The 17,222-nt window shown below is 41.1% G+C and carries 14 protein-coding genes; 10 read left to right on the forward strand and 4 right to left on the reverse strand.

Translation table 11 applies throughout. The features are described from left to right. Positions 1-232 precede the first annotated feature (232 nt). From hepA to WA1_RS48740, 9 genes are all read left to right on the forward strand, one after another. Positions 233-2,077 carry a heterocyst formation ABC transporter subunit HepA gene (gene hepA, locus WA1_RS48700; RefSeq protein WP_017742342.1) on the forward strand — a complete coding sequence of 615 codons (1,845 nt, stop codon included), beginning with the start codon at positions 233-235 and terminating at the stop codon, positions 2,075-2,077. Positions 2,078-2,397: 320 nt separating this feature from the next. After that, positions 2,398-3,348 (forward strand): glycosyltransferase family 2 protein, encoded by a 951-nt coding sequence (locus tag WA1_RS48705; protein WP_017742341.1) that lies wholly within the window; start codon positions 2,398-2,400, stop codon positions 3,346-3,348. A 279-nt stretch (positions 3,349-3,627) separates the two neighbouring features. Further along, complete coding sequence (locus WA1_RS48710; protein ID WP_017742340.1) at positions 3,628-4,602, forward strand: glycosyltransferase family 2 protein; 975 nt, start codon at positions 3,628-3,630, stop codon at positions 4,600-4,602. Between the two features lie 76 nt (positions 4,603-4,678). Continuing rightward, positions 4,679-5,563 carry a glycosyltransferase family 2 protein gene (locus WA1_RS48715; RefSeq protein ID WP_017742339.1) on the forward strand — a complete coding sequence of 295 codons (885 nt, stop codon included), beginning with the start codon at positions 4,679-4,681 and terminating at the stop codon, positions 5,561-5,563. Positions 5,564-5,611: 48 nt separating this feature from the next. Next, positions 5,612-6,766 (forward strand): glycosyltransferase family 4 protein, encoded by a 1,155-nt coding sequence (locus WA1_RS48720; protein WP_017742338.1) that lies wholly within the window; start codon positions 5,612-5,614, stop codon positions 6,764-6,766. A gap of 729 nt (positions 6,767-7,495) precedes the next feature. Continuing rightward, the gene (locus WA1_RS48725) at positions 7,496-8,521 is read left to right on the forward strand and encodes a glycosyltransferase family 2 protein (protein ID WP_017742337.1); all 1,026 of its coding nucleotides are present in this window, start codon (positions 7,496-7,498) and stop codon (positions 8,519-8,521) included. 189 nt (positions 8,522-8,710) lie between these two features. Beyond that, positions 8,711-9,745 (forward strand): glycosyltransferase family 2 protein, encoded by a 1,035-nt coding sequence (locus WA1_RS48730; protein ID WP_017742336.1) that lies wholly within the window; start codon positions 8,711-8,713, stop codon positions 9,743-9,745. A gap of 99 nt (positions 9,746-9,844) precedes the next feature. Continuing rightward, positions 9,845-10,822, forward strand: a complete 978-nt coding sequence (locus WA1_RS48735; protein ID WP_017742335.1) for a glycosyltransferase family 2 protein — start codon at positions 9,845-9,847, stop codon at positions 10,820-10,822. Further along, positions 10,819-12,339 carry a hypothetical protein gene (locus tag WA1_RS48740; protein WP_017742334.1) on the forward strand — a complete coding sequence of 507 codons (1,521 nt, stop codon included), beginning with the start codon at positions 10,819-10,821 and terminating at the stop codon, positions 12,337-12,339. The genes WA1_RS48735 and WA1_RS48740 overlap by 4 nt, the downstream gene beginning before the upstream one ends. A 225-nt stretch (positions 12,340-12,564) precedes the next feature. On the opposite strand, the gene WA1_RS48745 is transcribed toward WA1_RS48740, so the two are convergent. Both WA1_RS48745 and WA1_RS48750 read right to left on the reverse strand, forming a co-directional pair. Then, on the reverse strand, positions 12,565-13,653 hold the full coding sequence (locus WA1_RS48745) for a glycosyltransferase family 4 protein (RefSeq protein ID WP_026134532.1): 1,089 nt from the start codon (positions 13,651-13,653) through the stop codon (positions 12,565-12,567). Between the two features lie 230 nt (positions 13,654-13,883). Further along, entirely contained in the window at positions 13,884-14,189 is a 306-nt protein-coding gene (locus tag WA1_RS48750; RefSeq protein WP_017742332.1) for a hypothetical protein, read from the reverse strand. A 320-nt stretch (positions 14,190-14,509) separates the two neighbouring features. Here WA1_RS48750 and WA1_RS48755 point away from each other — a divergent pair, with 320 nt between their 5' ends. Next, positions 14,510-14,725, forward strand: coding sequence for a hypothetical protein (locus tag WA1_RS48755; RefSeq protein WP_017742331.1), 216 nt, complete (start codon positions 14,510-14,512; stop codon positions 14,723-14,725). Between the two features lie 600 nt (positions 14,726-15,325). Here the strand turns inward: WA1_RS48755 and WA1_RS48760 are convergent. Together WA1_RS48760 and WA1_RS48765 are read right to left on the reverse strand one after the other, a co-directional pair. Further along, complete coding sequence (locus tag WA1_RS48760; protein WP_051077029.1) at positions 15,326-16,132, reverse strand: tetratricopeptide repeat protein; 807 nt, start codon at positions 16,130-16,132, stop codon at positions 15,326-15,328. An 87-nt stretch (positions 16,133-16,219) separates the two neighbouring features. Continuing rightward, on the reverse strand, positions 16,220-17,149 hold the full coding sequence (locus WA1_RS48765) for a tetratricopeptide repeat protein (protein WP_026134530.1): 930 nt from the start codon (positions 17,147-17,149) through the stop codon (positions 16,220-16,222). Positions 17,150-17,222 lie beyond the last annotated feature (73 nt).

The following is a 17,222-nucleotide window of genomic DNA, read 5'->3' on the forward strand; positions in this document are numbered from 1 at the left end:
TTCTACTACATTTCAACTGTCACCAAAGTTCTCCTCTAAAGCAACGTTGTTTTTAAAACAATTAGACCTTCGGGGTAGATCTGGTCTTGGTCGTTTCAGACACCTTGCGGCAATATGAGCCAAGCTTCATATTCTGTTCTCACGCTCCATATCCAAATTTTCTCCTGAAAAAACCTCAAAATGGTATTTATGCCTTTCTGTCTACCCCGCTAATCTAATTTTTTACATAAACATGCCTCTCCAAATCTCCAAACAAGTTAACACTCTCCTAAAAAACATCATCAAAGCTAATAAGTTCTGGCAGGAAAACCACATAATATTGCGAGAGTTTAAGAATTTTCGCAAAATAACTATCTTAGCCATCGTGTTTACCTTCCTAGCAGCCACTTTTGAGGGTGTTAGTGTGGGATTTTTACTTTCCTTTCTTCAGAGCTTAACCGATCCCAGTAGTTCACCTAAAACCGGAATTGGCTGGTTAGATGCTTGGGTAGCAGCTAATGCCTCAGTAGTCAACCCTCTATACGTGATATCTTTGCTGATATTACTCAGCACTTGGACTCGTTCCGCCTTTAATTACTTAGCATCAATCTATACAGAATCTGCTCAACTCAACCTTGCAGACCGTTTGCGAAAACGGATCTTTGAACAGCTACAGTCTTTGCAACTCGGTTACTTTACTGAAGCTCGCTCTGGCGAAATCATGAACACGATGACGACAGAAATCGAGAGATTCAAACAAGGATTCAGTGGATCGGCTTTTGTACTAACTAGGGTATTGGTAGTCGTTGTCTACTTTATCTGTATGTTTTTGATATCGTGGCAATTGTCTGTCCTATCAGTCCTGTTATTTTCTCTGTTGGCAGTAGGCTTGACAACACTCAATGCTAGGGTAAGAGAAAGCAGCTTTGCAATTTCCAAAGCCAACGGTAGATTTAATGCGATCGCATTAGAGTTCATCAATGGAATTCGCACCGTTCATGCAAACGGGACTCAAGACTTCGAGAGACAGCGTTTCTACAAATCAAGTAAAGAATTACTGAATGCCTCAGTTAAAGTTGTCGCTACCTGGACACTAGTAAAACCCATAGCAGAAAGTGTCGCAACTACAGCTCTTATCAGTTTAATTATTATTTCCTTCGTTAAATTTACACTGCCCATCGCTTCGCTGCTAACCTTTTTCTTTGTGCTAGTGCGTGTGGTGCCAAGTCTCCAGGATATCAATGGAACTCTAGCCTACCTGAGTACATTGGGTGGTTCGCTAGAAAATATTAAGGATCTGTTGAGAGAGGAAGACAAAACCTACTTTCAAAATGGGAAAATTGAGTTTCCAGGGTTACAACGCTCAATTGACGTAGTATCTGTTGATTTTGGCTACGATCCCAGTAATTTAGTACTCCATAATGTCACCCTGTCTATTGAAAAGGGTAAAATGACGGCGCTGGTAGGAGCATCTGGTGCAGGTAAAACAACACTCGTTGATTTAATTCCTCGATTCTACGACCCGACAGAAGGACACATCTTTATAGATGGTGTAGATTTGCAACAGCTTGACATTAACTCGTTGCGTCGTAGGATGGCAGTTGTCAGCCAGCACACGTTTATTTTCAATACTTCAGTTTGGGACAACATTGCTTACGGTACACCAAACCCAACAGAAGCAGCAATTAGACAAGCAGCCCAACAGGCAAATGCACTTGAGTTTATCGAAAAAATGCCCCAAGGTTTTGCTACAGTGTTGGGCGATCGCGGAGCTCGTTTATCTGGCGGACAACAACAGCGGATTGCCATAGCCCGTGCATTATTGCGAGACCCAGATATTTTGATTTTGGATGAAGCAACCAGCGCTTTAGACTCAGTATCGGAAAGACTTATTCAAGAATCTATAGAAAAGCTTTCCGTAGGTCGAACAGTGATTGCGATCGCTCACCGACTCTCAACAATTGCCAAAGCAGACAAGGTCGTCGTTATGGAAGCAGGGAGAGTTGTAGAACAAGGAAACTATCAAGATTTGCTACAAAGACGCGGTAAGCTTTGGAAATATCACCAGATGCAGCATGAGGTAGGTAAAGTCGAGTAAAAATATTTTTTCATACTCAAAGTTCGTAATGACGGTGAATGAAACTTAAAAAGAACCGTATAAGCAGATAGTACAGAGGCATGATTGTTGTATTAAAGGTTACAAAATTTAATTTCTGCAATCAAGCCTCTGCCTTTCTTCTGGTAAAATTTATGAAAAAGCAATAGACAAATTTCTCTCTAAAAAAATAAACTACACAACCATAGATAAAGCAATATAAAAGTTTGGTTGATATATAGTTAAACCAATTGTAAAGACCTTTATTTTTTACCTAAATCTATCAAAATAAACAATAGAGATTATATTTTTTTGGATTCAATATGAAAGTATCAATTATTATCTCCAATTACAATTATGCTAAGTATCTACCTGCTGCAGTTGAGTCAGTCATAACTCAAACACATAAAAATACGGAAATTATCATCGTAGATGATGGTTCCAAAGACAACAGCCCAGAGGTTATTCTGCAACTTGCCCAAAAGTACCCTGGTAAAATCAAAGCAATTTTTCAAGAAAACCAGGGACAAGGAGCTGCATTCAACACGGGATTTGAGGCAACAAGCGGAGACATTGTCGCCTTTTTAGATGCTGATGATACTTGGAAACCCAACAAATTAGAGCAAGTTATAAAAGCTTTCAGCCAGTTAGATGTTGTTGGTGTGATGCACCTGCTAGATAACGTTGATAGTGAAGGCAAACTTATCCCCAATTCTTCTGTTGTAGGAAGGGTTATGGATGACGATTTAGCAAAAGTCATTGTAGAAACAGGTAACGCATGGTGTTTCCCACCAACTTCCGGGCTAGCTTACCGACGTAGCATCCTGACAAAAATTTTTCCCATAGACAGTGTGAAGTGGCGGCTGTGTGTTGATGGTTGCCTTATTTACTGCACGGCATTCTTAGGAAAAATTAAGACACTTAATGAAGTTTTAGGAAGTTACCGCCTTCATGGCAACAATAACTTCATTCAAGCAAAAGTAGAATTAAGTATGGACGGACAAACGGGAATCAGGATGACCAACCAATACATCAATACCTTTTTGGAACAAATCGGTCATCAAGCCAGAGTAGATTTATCCCGTAACCTTCAGTATCGGCGCACAAACTATTACATAAATCATAAATGGAATTATAAAGAAGCCCTAGCTATTTCTAATTTAATACTGGGTTGGCCATTCTATAGTTTCTTAGATAGAATTTACTACCTCACTCGGTTTTGGATAAAAAATTCACAATTCCTTTACAAACAAATTGCTTATGCGAAATCTTGACAAGACCTTTGTAGTAGTTAAATAGATCATACGTTTGCCGAGAAACCAGACGAGAAACCCGGTTTCTTCAAGAAACCGGGTTTCTAAAGTCCATTAAAAAAATTCATCCTCTAGTATTTCCACCAAGTGCGATAAGGAAACTTCAAACAAATGACAAATGACAACCGATTGTAATATTATTTACACAGATTTTTCATACAAATATGTTATCCACTATTTATTAGTTGAAAATTCTTTGAAATATTCCTGTTCAAAGTAAAAATACACAGTAATGAGAATATGAATGGTGATAGAAAATCCCTACAACCCTTAGTCAGCGTTATTACACCAACTTACAACCGTCCTGATTATCTAAAGGCGGCGTTAAGCAGTGCAATTAAGCAGACTTACCGTAATATAGAAATTATTGTTTCTGACAATTGCAGCCCGGAAAACCCCCAATCCATTGTGGAGTCTTTTAATGATGATAGAATCCGATTCTATCGCAACTCAACAAACTTGGGGATGTTTGCCAATACTATGAACGCTTTTAAGAAAGCAAGAGGTAAATATGTAGCGAGTTTGCTTGACGACGATATGTGGGAAGAGAACTTTTTAGAAAAGCTCGTACCACCTTTGGAAGCTCATCCAAATTTAGCTCTGGCTTTTTGCGACCATTATATGATGGATGCTTATGGGGAAATAGATAGTGCTCTTACCGAGCATTGTTCGCACCTGTTTAAGCGATCTCATCTAAGAGAAGGAATCTTTCAACCTTTCTGTAAGCTTGGCTTAATAGATAGGGCAGTGTCTTCAGCGACAGCAGCCGTGATTCGTCGAGACGTTGTAGATTGGAAAAGCATTCCATCAGAAGTCGGTGGTTCGTGGGATTTATATGTGAACTACCTGTGTTGCCGTAATGGATTGGGAGCATATTATTGTCCTGAAAAATTAACTCGGTACAGAGTTCACGAACAAACAGACACAATGTTGAGCGGTAGCCGAAATTATCAAGCGAAAATCCGAAAAGCCCAAGCCGATATTTTCTGCTTTGAAAAGTTTATGGAAGATGAAAGGCTCAAGGAATTTAAACCATATTTTCTCCAACAATGGGGATACGTGAGTACCACTTTAGGAATTGGTTTAATGCGCTCTAAACAAATTAAAGAAGCGCGTCCTTACTTTTGGCGTTCCTTGCGTCAAAGTCTCAGCTTCCGAACAATGGTTGCACTTGTCTTGAGTTTTGGACCACCCAAAATAGCAGCTAAGTTCTAAATTAAATTTAGGAACAGCTAAGTATTTTATACATCATAAAAATTGACATCACACCAGCTAACAACAACAAAAGACTATGCGAGTATCAGCTTGTATTACCACGAGAAATCGTACAAAAAACTTAGAAGAATGTTTGCAAGCACTGTGGAATTCTGATGTTAAACCCTACACTGTTGTTGTTTCTGACGACTCTTCAAGTATAGAAGTACAGCAGCAGAATTATCAGATTGTTCAGAAATATCCGGGAACCAAATACATTACAGGTCCTCGCCTTGGAGTTTGTGCTAACCGCAATAATGCAGTTAATGCAATCCCCTCCTCTGAAACTGATTTTGTCGCCTTTATTGATGATGATATTTGTGTTAAACCAGACTTTATTGCTCGTGCTCTAGAGAGATACTCTCAACTGTCTCCAGAACAAAGAAATCGCACTATCCTTTCAGGCGTCAGTCGCAGCCCAGATGGTTCCTTTGAGATGGTTTCTGGAAAGTTGTCTTTTCGGGGATATTTCTGTAAATCCGATGTTCCTGAATCTGTAGCTATTCATGCCACCCTGTTCCCTCGGAAATTTTTTGACCAAGAACAGTGGGACGAAAATATTTTCTTTGGCTATGAAGATGCAGAACTTTGTCTGCGAGCTTTAAAACAAGGCTACAAAATTCAACACTGCCCTGAGTTGTTAGTCACTCACGCTGCAAGCGAGGGTTTTACAAGTACGTTGAACGAACCTGGAGTGGGTAGCTTGACAAGATATGAAATCTCAATAGAAGCAGCTCGGCTTTACATCGGCATAAAACGTTATAAAGATTTATCTCCCGATCCAATTAAACTAGTAGTATTTCTCATTTTATATTTTGTTCATATGACACTCTATTTGATGAAGCGGGGAGCAATTCAAGCTTGGCCTCAAATTGTTCGTCTATCCCGCATTCAGAAATTATGGCGTCCGTCTGTCGTGTAGATAGTCAATCTCAGGTTCTGGCACAAATCATTTTACAGGAAGTTAAGTGTGAAGCTCTGCATCGTTACCCACAGCGTTATTAAAGGTGATGGACAGGGTCGAGTCAATTACGAGGTTGCCCAAGAAGCAATTCGGCGCGGTCATCACGTTACCTTGTTATCAAGTCAAATAGCCCCGGAATTACAACAAAACGACCAAGTTCATTGGTTTCCAATTCCGGTTGAAGGATGGCCGGCTGAATTGCTTCGTAACTTAATTTTTGCTCTTGCCAGCACAAATTGGTTGCGTAAGCATCGTTCTCAACTTGATGTAGTCAAAGCCAATGGTGCGATTACTTGGGCAAGGAGCGATCTCAACGCCGTCCATTTCGTGCATGGTTCTTGGCTAAAATTCTCCGCCAAACAGGCAAAGCCTAAGTCAGTCAAAACTGGATTCAATCCACGCCAAGTTATTTACGATTTATATCAGTGGTTTTACACAGCTTTAAATGCAAGGTGGGAACAAAAGGCTTTTCGTCAAACACAAGCAGTAGTGGCAGTTTCTGATAAAGTCGCTAAAGATTTATTAGAAATTGGTGTACCCCCAGAGTCCATTCAGATCGTTGTCAATGGCGTCGATTTGCAAGAGTTTTCCCCTGGTGTTAGCGATCGCAAAAAATGGGGTCTTCCAGAAGGAGTTCCCCTTGCTTTATTTGCAGGTGATATCAGAATCCCTCGGAAAAACTTAGACACGGTACTGTATGCCCTTGTGAAAGTACCCAATTTACACCTAGCAGTTGCAGGCATTACAGAAGGCAGCCCCTATCCCCAACTTGCAGCAACACTAGGGATAAATGACCGAGTCCACTTTTTAGGATTGCGCCGTGACGTACCATCCGTCATGAAAGCAGTCGATTTCTTTGTTTTTCCCTCCCGGTACGAACCTTTTGGCTTAGTTGTGATTGAAGCTATGGCCACAGGCATACCTGTCATCACTGCTACCTCCACAGGAGCAGCAGATTTGGTAACACCGGAGGCGGGGATCGTTTTACCAGACTCAGACGATGTTGAAGCTTTAGCCACTGCAATGTCAACCCTGACAAACAACCAACAGCTGAGAACTCAAATGGGTCAAGTCTCCCGAACCATAGCAGAACAACACAGCTGGAGCAAAATGGCACAAACCTATGTGGATTTGTTAGAAGAGTTAACTTCTAGGGGTTAAGGGTTAGGGGTTAGGGACAAGACGTGCTAATCCCCATTACCCCTTATGCCCAGAGGAGACCTCACCTTCCCCAATCCTTTTGTCATCTATTCTGGTGTCAGTAACTTACTTACATTTATTTATAGACTTTGTGATGTTTTTAACGTTATAATAAAACGAATAAGCTGAAAAAAAAAAGGATATTAGGCGCTATAGAAATCCTATTTGATTTTTGAAATACAAGTAGGTTGGGTGGGCAATGCCCTATAGTACGACATTACTGAATTTCATGAATAATTGAGGTTTCTATAATACCGATATCTCTTGGAATCTGAAGAAGCAACAAAGAAGCTTGATAGCGATCGTATGCTTTCTAATATGGTTCTTGTAACTCATTGACTTTGTAGAGTTAAGTAAAAGTAGTGTCATCAAAGAAAAAATGTAAAGAATGTAAACATTTTTCCATTTTCGCATAAAGCCTTTTTGTATATCCGATTAAGTAAAAGAGGTTGAAATTCTTCTACTTAAAAGCTCTTTAGCTTTGCCTAAACGAGTTCTATTTTGATACAAATAACTTTCTGGCGTTCTGGTAAAAGGCTTCACCTTTGGTTGTAGCAATATTTATACCCGCACGTCTCAATTGTACAAAATTCAACAACTGAATTCGAGTTCTTTCTCAATCAAAGTTAACATTTATTAACTAAGTTGAGCAATAACGAATAACTGCTCATCAAAAGGAGCCACCATAATATGCAGGAATTGCCATCAGTCGCTGTCTGTATTCCCACTTATAATCAAGCCCAATACCTCATTCATTCCGTAGCAAGTGCTTGCAGCCAAACATATCCCAATGTAGAAGTGTGGGTTTCAGACAATGCTAGTACCGATGAGACCCCTGAAGTCATGGAACAATTGTGCCAGCAGTTTCCTCAACTGCGGTATCATCGCCATCCAGAAAATATGGGGATGACTCCTAACTGTAACTGGGTTTTAAGCCAACCAGATACTGAATTTGTGATTCGCCTGGACTCAGACGATAATATGTCACCGCGTTATGTGGAAACTTTAGTAACTCTCATGCAAAAGTATCCAGATTCAGGTTGGGGTCATGTTGCAACATTGGAAATCGACCAATTTGGAAAATACCTTTCCGAACGACGAGTCATCAGAAAGCATGAGTTTCAAAATGCAGAAGAGGCATTAAAAGCTTCCGTGTCAGGGTTGCGAACTGCTTCCAGCATTTTCATGTTTAAAGCCAAAGCTTTACGAGAGGTAGGGTTTTATGGTGATGGGCAGCTCAAGTATAGCGAAGACTACGATCTCGCAGTAAGAATGTCCGATGCTGGTTATGGGAATGTCTACTCGGATGCCTTATTGGCTGAGTATCGTGTATGGACTGATACTGCACGCGTGCGACCCAAGCGAAAAGGCGATCAGCTGCGGGCTTATCTGTGGATATACAACCAGTCATTAATGTCTGCTTTTCAAAGACGCGGTTGGGATACGAAGGTCATTGATAAATTTCGGCGCAAAATGGCACTCATTCATGCAGCAGCTTGTTTTTCTCCCATTTTTTCCAAAACAGAACGAGCAGAACTAGTCGATTTGTTAAAGGAATTGGGCGATTCACCAGCTTTGCGGATTCGTCTTTTTGCATTTTCCCTGGGTTTGGCTCCTATCTTTGAGTGGCAGCATCATACAGAATTAAAGTTAAAAGGCATAGTTAAGGGCTGGTTGAGCAAAATCAAGACCATGAACCAAGTCACAACAGCATAATCAAAACACGCTAAAGTCATCCTGAGAATCAAACTTACTCAACGAAAAAAAATTAGGTTGCAAATCCTCTTCGGAATTGAGCATAATAAAACTGTTTTTATTGTAAGGATGAGAGTCCTTGCTTTGTGAGTCAAATCAGGCTCTTATCCTTAACTACAAACTGCTCCATCCCGTAAGACCTGACTTAAGATGACTTCAATGCCAGATTCCCCCTCTATAGCTGTTTGTATTCCCACATACAATCAAGCTCAATACTTAATTCACTCCGTGCGTAGTGCTTGCAATCAAACGTATCCAAATGTCGAAGTTTGGGTTTCTGACGACGGTAGCACTGACGAAACTCCTCAAGTTATGGAACAACTGTGCCAGCAGTTTTCCCAGGTTCACTATTATCGCCAACCAAAAAACCTGGGAATTGCTGGCAACAACACTTGGTTAATGAGCCAGCCTAAAACTGACTTTATCGTGCGCTTAGACTCAGATGATGTGATATTTCCCAACTATGTCGAGAAATTAGTCGCGCTACTACAAAAATATCCAAAAGCAGGTTATGCTCATACTGCTATTCAGGAAATTGACGAGTATGGAAATACCCGTTCCACGTGCCGAGTTACCAGAAACCATGAGTTTCAAGATGCAGACGATGCCCTTATGGCAGCAGTTTCTGGCTATAGAGTAGCAGCAAACATAGTCATGTTTAGCGCGAAGGCATTACAGGAACTTAGGTATTATGAAAACCGTCCTGAATTTGTGGAGGATTACGATTTATCCGTAAGAATTGCAGATGCAGGCTATGGTAATGTCTATTCAGATGAAATACTAGCTTGCTATCGAGTATGGACTGACGTTAAAAAAACCCGCTCAAAACGCAAGCATTTGCAATTAAAAGGATACGTTCGGATTTTCACCGAAAGTTTTTTACCTGCTTTTCAACGTCGAGGTTGGGATACAAAGGTACTAGACAAGCAGAGACGCAAGATGGCAGTTTTGCACTCAGCTTATTGTTTTCTTCCTATCTTTAATAAAGAGGAACGAGCAGAACTTGTCAATCTCCTAAAACAGTTGGGAGATTCATCATTATTGCGGCTGCGCCTTTTTGCCCTATCTTTTGGACTTGCTCCTTTCTTTGAGTGGCAGCTCCATACAGAACTCAAGTTAAAAGGCATAGTAAAAGATTGGTTAAGCAAGCTTAAAGCTCGTTCAACACTCAACACAGTAAGTTAAGTTATCTGTTAGCAGTTATTAGCGATCGCTAGTAACTGCCCGGTACAGGTTACTGTTAACTCCTCAGTACTAACTGATTCACTACTTAAGCAGCAACTCATGATTACCATCACTGCCATTGTTCCAACCTACCGTCGCCCGAAAGATCTCAGTCGTTGTTTGGAAGCACTCAAAGGACAAAACCGTCCGGCGGATGAAGTGTTAGTGGCGGTGCGCGACACAGACAGCGACAGTTGGGCATTTCTTAAAGAATATAACCCCGAACCTTTAAAATTAAGGACTGTAACAGTTACAGTACCAGGAGTCGTAGCTGCCCTAAACGCCGCCCTGAAAGAAGCCAAAGGAGAGATCGTGACAGTTACAGATGATGATGCCACACCACATAGGGATTGGTTGGAACGGATTGAAAAGTATTATCTGTCAGACGATCGCATAGGGGGTGTGGGTGGAAGAGACTGGGTATACTGGCAAAACAAATTGCTAGATGATGGCACAAGCGAAGTTGTAGGTATAGTTCAATGGTGGGGACGTGCGATCGGTAAACATCACATTGGTGTAGGTAAAGCCCGCGAAGTCGATCTTCTCAAGGGTGTGAACATGAGTTTTCGCCGACATGCGATCACCCTCATTGGTTTTGACGAACGGATGAGAGGTACGGGTGCTCAAGTTCACTTTGAAATGTCATTATGCTTGGCATTGAAACGAGCTGGTTGGAAAATTGTTTACGACCCAGAAATTGCAGTAGATCACTATCCCGCACAACGTTTTGACGAGGACAAGCGTGACAGATTAAATGAAACTGCAGTGATCAATTCAGTACATAATGAAACCGTAGCTTTACTGGAACACTTACCCTTTGTCAGACGTATAGCATTTGTTATATGGGCTATGTTAATAGGAACCCAAGAAGCTTTAGGTTTAATACAATGGTTGCGATTTTTACCTAGTGAAGGAAGCTTCGCCAAACAAAAGTGGTTAGCATCTATTCGCGGACGATGGCAAGGCTGGTTAACCTGGCAAGCCACCCAAAACCAAGCATCAGCGAAGACGTTATTAACAGTGACCAGTGACCAGTGACCAGTGACAAATTACCTTGGAGTGGCGCAGTGTTTCAAAAGCAGCCGATCTCAAATTCATACCCTGTAGCAAATAATATTCCAAAACCACCACCCCTATATGCTTGGATAGCCATTGGAGCGCTAATACTTTTTACGGTTGCGGGTATTGCAGTACGTGCTGCTAGTATTATGCGGCCGGGATACATACTCGTATCTTTTGCTGTTGCGCTCCTCCTATATTTTCGATATCCTGCCCTCTACGTTGGGTTCACTTTATGGATGTGGTTTATTACGCCATTCGTTTCTCGCTTAATTGATTATTATAGTGGCAGCTTTGATGAGACTCGATTGATACTAGTATCCCAATACTTGGTGAGTTTTATCACCATGTACTCCTTTAAGGACTTACCAAAGTATGCGCGACAGGGAGGGTTACCATTTATTCTTGCCCTCATGGGCGTGATTTATGGTTATCTTATAGGATTCATTAAAACTTCACCAGTCACCGCAACCCGTTCGCTTTTAGACTGGCTGGTTCCTGTTTCCTTCTCCTTTTATTTCATTTCTAACTGGCGAAATTATCCTGAGTATCGTAAAAGCATACAAAGTGCATTCTTGTGGGGCGTGTTAATCACAGGAGTTTATGGAGTTATACAATACCTATTTGCACCAGAGTGGGATAGATTTTGGCTGCTCGGTACAAAAATTACCAGTTTTGGAGATCCAGAACCATTAAAAATCCGGCTTTGGAGTACAATGGCATCTCCCGGCCCCTTTGCTGTCACGATGATGGCAGGGTTGTTACTATTATTTAATTGCTCTGGCCCGTTAGTAATTCCGACGGCTGCCTTTGGCTACCTCTCCTTCCTATTAGCATTGGTACGTACTCTATGGGGATGCTGGTTGGTAGGACTGCTCAGTATGATTACTGCTATCAAGCCAAAACTGCAAATGCGTCTGATGGTAACCATTTTGGTAATGACACTTTGTGTCGTCCCCTTAACTACCATGGAACCATTCGCCGAGGCAATCAACTCCCGTTTGCAAACATTAACAGCGCTTGATAAAGACGATAGCGCTAATGTCCGAAAAAAGATTTATGAAGATGGTCTCGGTAGAGCATTGACAAACTATCTAGGAAATGGTATAGGAAATGCGTTTATTGTTGATAGCGACGGCAAAATACAGCCAATTGTTTTTGATAGCGGAATCCTAGAAACGTTTTTTACCATAGGTTGGTTCGGAGCGATTCTTTACTTAGGGGCAATGATAATGCTGTTGCTAAAGGTATTCCAATATACTGAGTATCGTTTCGATGCTTTTATGGCAGCATCTCGTGCTGTTGCCCTTGGTTGTGTTGTAGCGCTACCCGGTGGTGGTGCCATGCTAGCATTTTCTGGTATGTTGCTTTGGGGCTTTTTAGCTATTGTGATGGCAGGGCATAAATATTATCAACACCAAACACAGGTAAACAATTTTCAACAAGCATATCCGCAGTACTACCAACAAAATATAAATAATTTTCCTCAAGGTTGAATGGTTGGGGATTGGCAAAAAATAAATTATACTTCCCACGGGTATAGATTGAGCTTTTCAACCCAAGTGTAGGGGCGCAAGGCATTGCGCCCTTACAAAAGATGTTGTTCATTTGAACACTCAGCTTATGACCGTGCAAAGTATATCCATCTTGTGGGCTTCTGCTTCTAGCCCGCCAAATTTGTAGGACAGGCTAGAAGCCCATCCTACAAGAAGTAAACTGAATTAACCACTAACAACTGAAAAAACATTACGGTTTGCAGTTAATTCCCCATACACTGCCATAGTCTCTTCATGAACGCGCAACACGCTCAATCTTTCCAAGTTTTGTTGCGCTTTATTTTTCCATGTTTGCAGTAAATCGGGAGAACTGAGCAATTGCTTTAAAGCATCTGCAAGGGCTTCACTGTTAGCAGGTGGAACTAGTATCCCAGCTTGACCATCATCTAATGCTTCAGGTATTCCGTCTACATGAGTAGCGACGATCGCGCAACCAGCTTCGCGGGCTTCTGGAATGACAAGTGGAGACGGGTCACGGTGAGAAGCCAACACAAAAATATCACATCCTAACATATAAGGTTGTGGTTCTGCTTGAAAGCCTTCAAAATGGATTCTGTCTTTAAAAGGAGTGCTCTTGGCTTGCTCTTCAAACATGGGTCGGTCAGGACCATTCCCCACCAAGTAGAGATGGGTATCCGGAAAATCACCAGCAATGAGAGCAAAAGCACCAATTAACTCACCAATACCCTTGCGCTGATACATTCCTGCAACAGTTGCGATTGCTGGTTTATGCAATTGCATTGGTAAGTACTCTTGAAGCCTTCGACTACGAACGCTTCCCAAAGTCCCATTAGACACAACCCTCAGTTTTTGCCGCGAAATACCGCGCTTTGCCATCGACTCAGCAACAGCATGACTCACTGCAATGACGCGGTCTGCGAAACCCATTAGTGTTGAACTGCGCTGGAATTCGTTGTGTACTGTAGAGACTAAAGCATAGCTAGATGAAGCCTTTAACAATCTTGCCAGTACAATCCCAGTCATCATATGGGTATGGACTATCTGTGGCTCAAACGCTTTGACAATTTCCCGGTAACGCAAAGACGCATTCCATATATTAATGAGCGTCCTTTTTTGATCCAATTTGAAGTGCTTGACACCATAACTTGCAAGCAGTGCCTCATACTCTCCACCTATAGAGGCAATACCTACATCATGACCATTTTTAGCTTGCAGGCAAGCTAAATCCACCGCCACATTGACAATTCCATTACCGATTTCTTGGACGTGGTTTAAAATATGTAGAACACGCATTGAATTCGGCTCATCTTCAGAACATACAATATCAATCAAAAAAAGTTTGGTTTCTCCGGATAAATTTGCCAAATTATGCATACAGGAGAAAAAGGTCAAAGAATCTTTTAAGAATTGCAATCTTTTTTTACAGAAATTTCTTTATTCAAAAATATTTCAAGGGAATTCTATTTGAACTTCGTTGGCTACTTAGGGTTGTTAGATCCAAAAAAGATTTTATATAATAATGACTATTCCTTAGGAAAAATCTCAGGGCTGTTTTTACGAGGTATAGGCTTTTCTTCTATCTGAGGTTGCGGATTTACTTTAAGAACAGGCTCCTTTGAAGAATTTTGTCTTTCTCTAAGAATTTGAATTTCTCTCTCTATCACATCCTGTCCCTTATTAAAAAAGTCTTGAGAGTTGAAAGGAACTAGATCGCGGGAGAAACGTTGAATTTGTGTTGGAGTCAGATGAGGTGTATCTTGGATGGCAGAAGCAGACGTTTGTCCGACTAGTAGAAAAGGCACTAAGTATACTAAAGTTTTGATTTTCATAGATGGAGAGATGGCAGTTTGAATGGGATACCTGCCATAACGTAGGAATAGTGTTTCAAACCTTCTTGTGTAAGTTTGATTACTACCAGGATAAACCAATCAACTTTTTACTGTCCTCCTACAAATGGGTGAGCTATTGATAAGAGGCTACTTCAATTGCAGAAGTCAGGTGCGGACATTCAATCGAAAAGCCCTGTATTGCTACAAAGTTTGTTCTGTCTAGTTTTCAGTCTTTTTTTAACGTCGAACTCAGGTTTTTTGGAACGAAAACCAACAAATTAAAGATAAAATGGGAAGCAAACTCAATCACCTTGAGCGCTATGAAAACATCAGCACTTCAGCAAGCCATTGAATCAGTAGAAAGTTTACCCATAGAAGATCAAGAAATCTTGCTCGATCTCCTGCAAAAACGATTACTTGAACGGCGAAGAACTAACTTATACCAAGAGATTAGCGAAATTAAACAAGAATTTGCCTCAGGAGACGTAAAATTTGGCTCAGTAGATCAATTTTTAGCAGAATTAGATCAACCATGAAAATCGGTTGGACACCCAAATCCCTTCGTGCTTTTAAACGTCTAATACGTAAAAACCCGAATCTTAGACCCCTAATTGAACAAACCGAGTCGCCAATTAGCCGAAGACCCCTTTCATCCTAGCTTACATACCCACAAGCTTAAAGGCGATTTATCAAATATCTGGTCATCATCAATTGATTATAGTTATCGTCTTTTGTTTGAATTCGTGGAAGACCCTGAAGATCAAGAAGAGGCGATATTACTCATAAATTTGGGATCGCATGATGAAGTATATTAGTTGGGGTCCTGTCCGATATTATAGTGCGATCGCAGCATTTCGCGGTGAGTAGCCAGATAACGGAGTACACGCAACGTAAATCACCGTCACGCGGTATGTGGTTGGCAAACCCATTATCCTCAACCTATCCCTTGGATTACGGTTTATAATGAAACTAATTGACTATCTTTGGAGCGGGCAAAGACCCGCGCCACAAGATTTTTTTTACCAAGTGCCTCTCAAAAAAATTATACCAATTTGAAAAAATAATGCGACAGATAGTTGACTAAAATTAAGTCCCGCAAGGCTTTTTCAATCCAAAATCTAAAATCCAAAATGATATTACCTTTGAACTTCTTTGAGGATTTGAACAACTTGGTCATACCTATTTTGATGACCCTGCTGCTGAAACAATTCTGCTGCTTTTTGTAAATCTTGGATTCCCTGCTGTGTTTTCTTTGTATTTAAGTACAGAATTCCTCGGTTTTTATAAGCGAGGGCATAGTCTGTTTTCAGAGCGATCGCTTGATTGTAATCTTCTAGTGCTCCTTGGCGATCGCGCATCTGCAATTTGACATTTCCGCGATTGAGATATGCAGAGTAGGGTCCTTTGTCCGTCCAGTTGTTGACTTGAATTGCCTTTGTATAGTCAGCAATGGCTGCTTTCCGAACGCCCATATTTTGCTGAACAATGCCTCTGTTGTAGTACGCTTCAGAGTCTTGAGGATTTATACGGATAGCTTGGTTATAATCGGCTACCGCTCCTTTATAATTACCCATCTCATCCCGTAGTTGTCCTCGGTTAATATAAGCGTCAACAATCGCTCCTTTACCCCAACTTTGGTTGACTTGAATTGCTTTATTATAGTCAGAGATCGCGGCTTCTTTATTTCCTAAATCGTAATATGTTATGGCTCTATTGTAGTATGCTAGGGAATAGCGGGGGTTGAGGCGGATTGCTTGGGTATAGTCTGCCAACGCTCCTTGTAAGTCTCCTGCATTGGATTTTTCCAGTCCTTGATTGAGTAAGTCACTGGGGCTACTTTGAGGGCTTTCTATTGGTGGTGGTGTTTGAGCATAAACTTGAGGAATATTGACCAGAACAGCGAACGCACCCAGAATTGCAATGGAAGTGGAAGTTAATCTCATAACTTTATATTTAGTCGTGTGATTATACAGAAAGTAAGTTCTTTCCAACTTAGGATGCCCAATTCCATTGCAAAATAACAACTTCAATCAGAGAAGAGCAATTTCTGATAAAAATGGAAGTTGCCGCCGTATATTCTCAAGAAAATCCAGAGTTTTTTCGTATGCTGCGGTTTCTTTATGGAAAGCAAAGTTATCCGCCGCCTTTTGTAAGTCTGTAATTGCTGCTTGTTTGTAACCAAGCAAGTGATAAGCAACACCCCGATTAAAATGAGCATGGGCGTTGTTTGGGTGTAACTTGAGTGATGCCGTAAAGTCAGCGATCGCACTCCTGTTATCCCCACTTCGCCCACAAACACAACCTCGATTGTAGTAAGCTCTGTAGTTATTGGGGTCGATACGAAGTGCTGTTGAGAAGTCGAGTAAAGCCGTTTGTAAGTTTAACAACTGGAAATGAGCCAGTCCTCGGTCATTGTAGATATCTGCTAAAAGTTGATTGGATATCTGAGGAATCTGAGTTAACGCCAAATTGTAATCGGATATTGCCTGTTGGTAATTCCCTAACATGGCATTGGCTACCCCTCGGTTGTAGTAAGCTTTAAAGTTATGGGGTTTAAGTGCAGTAACTTGATTGTTGTCAGCAATCGCCGCTTGATAATCCCCCAGTCTGTAGTGTGCTAGTCCCCGATTAAGGTACGCATCAACATTGTTCGGTGCAAAATTTATGACTCGATTGCAATCGGCAACGGCATTCTGATAATCTTCTAACTGAAGATAAGCAAGGCATCGATTGCTATAGGCGGCGGTAAAATTACTTTTAAGTTGAATAGCCTCTGTAAAATCTTTAACAGCTAGGATATAATCGCTGTTGAGCATCTTTTCAACACCTAACTTAAAGAAGTCGCCTGCTGTCATCTGGGTATCAGGGGTAGATGACGGGTACGCAGGTAAAGTAAAATAAAGGCAGGCGAATGCAACAACAATACTGAAATTGAGCATGAATCGAAAGCAGCGATTCATAGGCAATGTCTCACATTAAATTACAATACGTAAGCTTCTAGAAGCAGTCAGGGTCAGGGGGTCAGGGATTAGG

The organism is Scytonema hofmannii PCC 7110 (genome assembly GCF_000346485.2).
GTDB lineage: Bacteria > Cyanobacteriota > Cyanobacteriia > Cyanobacteriales > Nostocaceae > Scytonema > Scytonema hofmannii.

Coding starts and splice junctions, on each gene's coding strand:
- WA1_RS48765 (WP_026134530.1), bottom strand. CDS start 17,149: ATGAATCGCTGCTTTCGATTCATGCTCAATTTCAGTATTGTTGTTGCA.
- WA1_RS48715 (WP_017742339.1), top strand. CDS start 4,679: ATGCGAGTATCAGCTTGTATTACCACGAGAAATCGTACAAAAAACTTA.
- WA1_RS48730 (WP_017742336.1), top strand. CDS start 8,711: ATGACTTCAATGCCAGATTCCCCCTCTATAGCTGTTTGTATTCCCACA.
- WA1_RS48750 (WP_017742332.1), bottom strand. CDS start 14,189: ATGAAAATCAAAACTTTAGTATACTTAGTGCCTTTTCTACTAGTCGGA.
- WA1_RS48705 (WP_017742341.1), top strand. CDS start 2,398: ATGAAAGTATCAATTATTATCTCCAATTACAATTATGCTAAGTATCTA.
- WA1_RS48725 (WP_017742337.1), top strand. CDS start 7,496: ATGCAGGAATTGCCATCAGTCGCTGTCTGTATTCCCACTTATAATCAA.
- hepA (WP_017742342.1), top strand. CDS start 233: ATGCCTCTCCAAATCTCCAAACAAGTTAACACTCTCCTAAAAAACATC.
- WA1_RS48710 (WP_017742340.1), top strand. CDS start 3,628: ATGAATGGTGATAGAAAATCCCTACAACCCTTAGTCAGCGTTATTACA.
- WA1_RS48745 (WP_026134532.1), bottom strand. CDS start 13,653: ATGCGTGTTCTACATATTTTAAACCACGTCCAAGAAATCGGTAATGGA.
- WA1_RS48735 (WP_017742335.1), top strand. CDS start 9,845: ATGATTACCATCACTGCCATTGTTCCAACCTACCGTCGCCCGAAAGAT.
- WA1_RS48760 (WP_051077029.1), bottom strand. CDS start 16,132: ATGAGATTAACTTCCACTTCCATTGCAATTCTGGGTGCGTTCGCTGTT.
- WA1_RS48755 (WP_017742331.1), top strand. CDS start 14,510: ATGAAAACATCAGCACTTCAGCAAGCCATTGAATCAGTAGAAAGTTTA.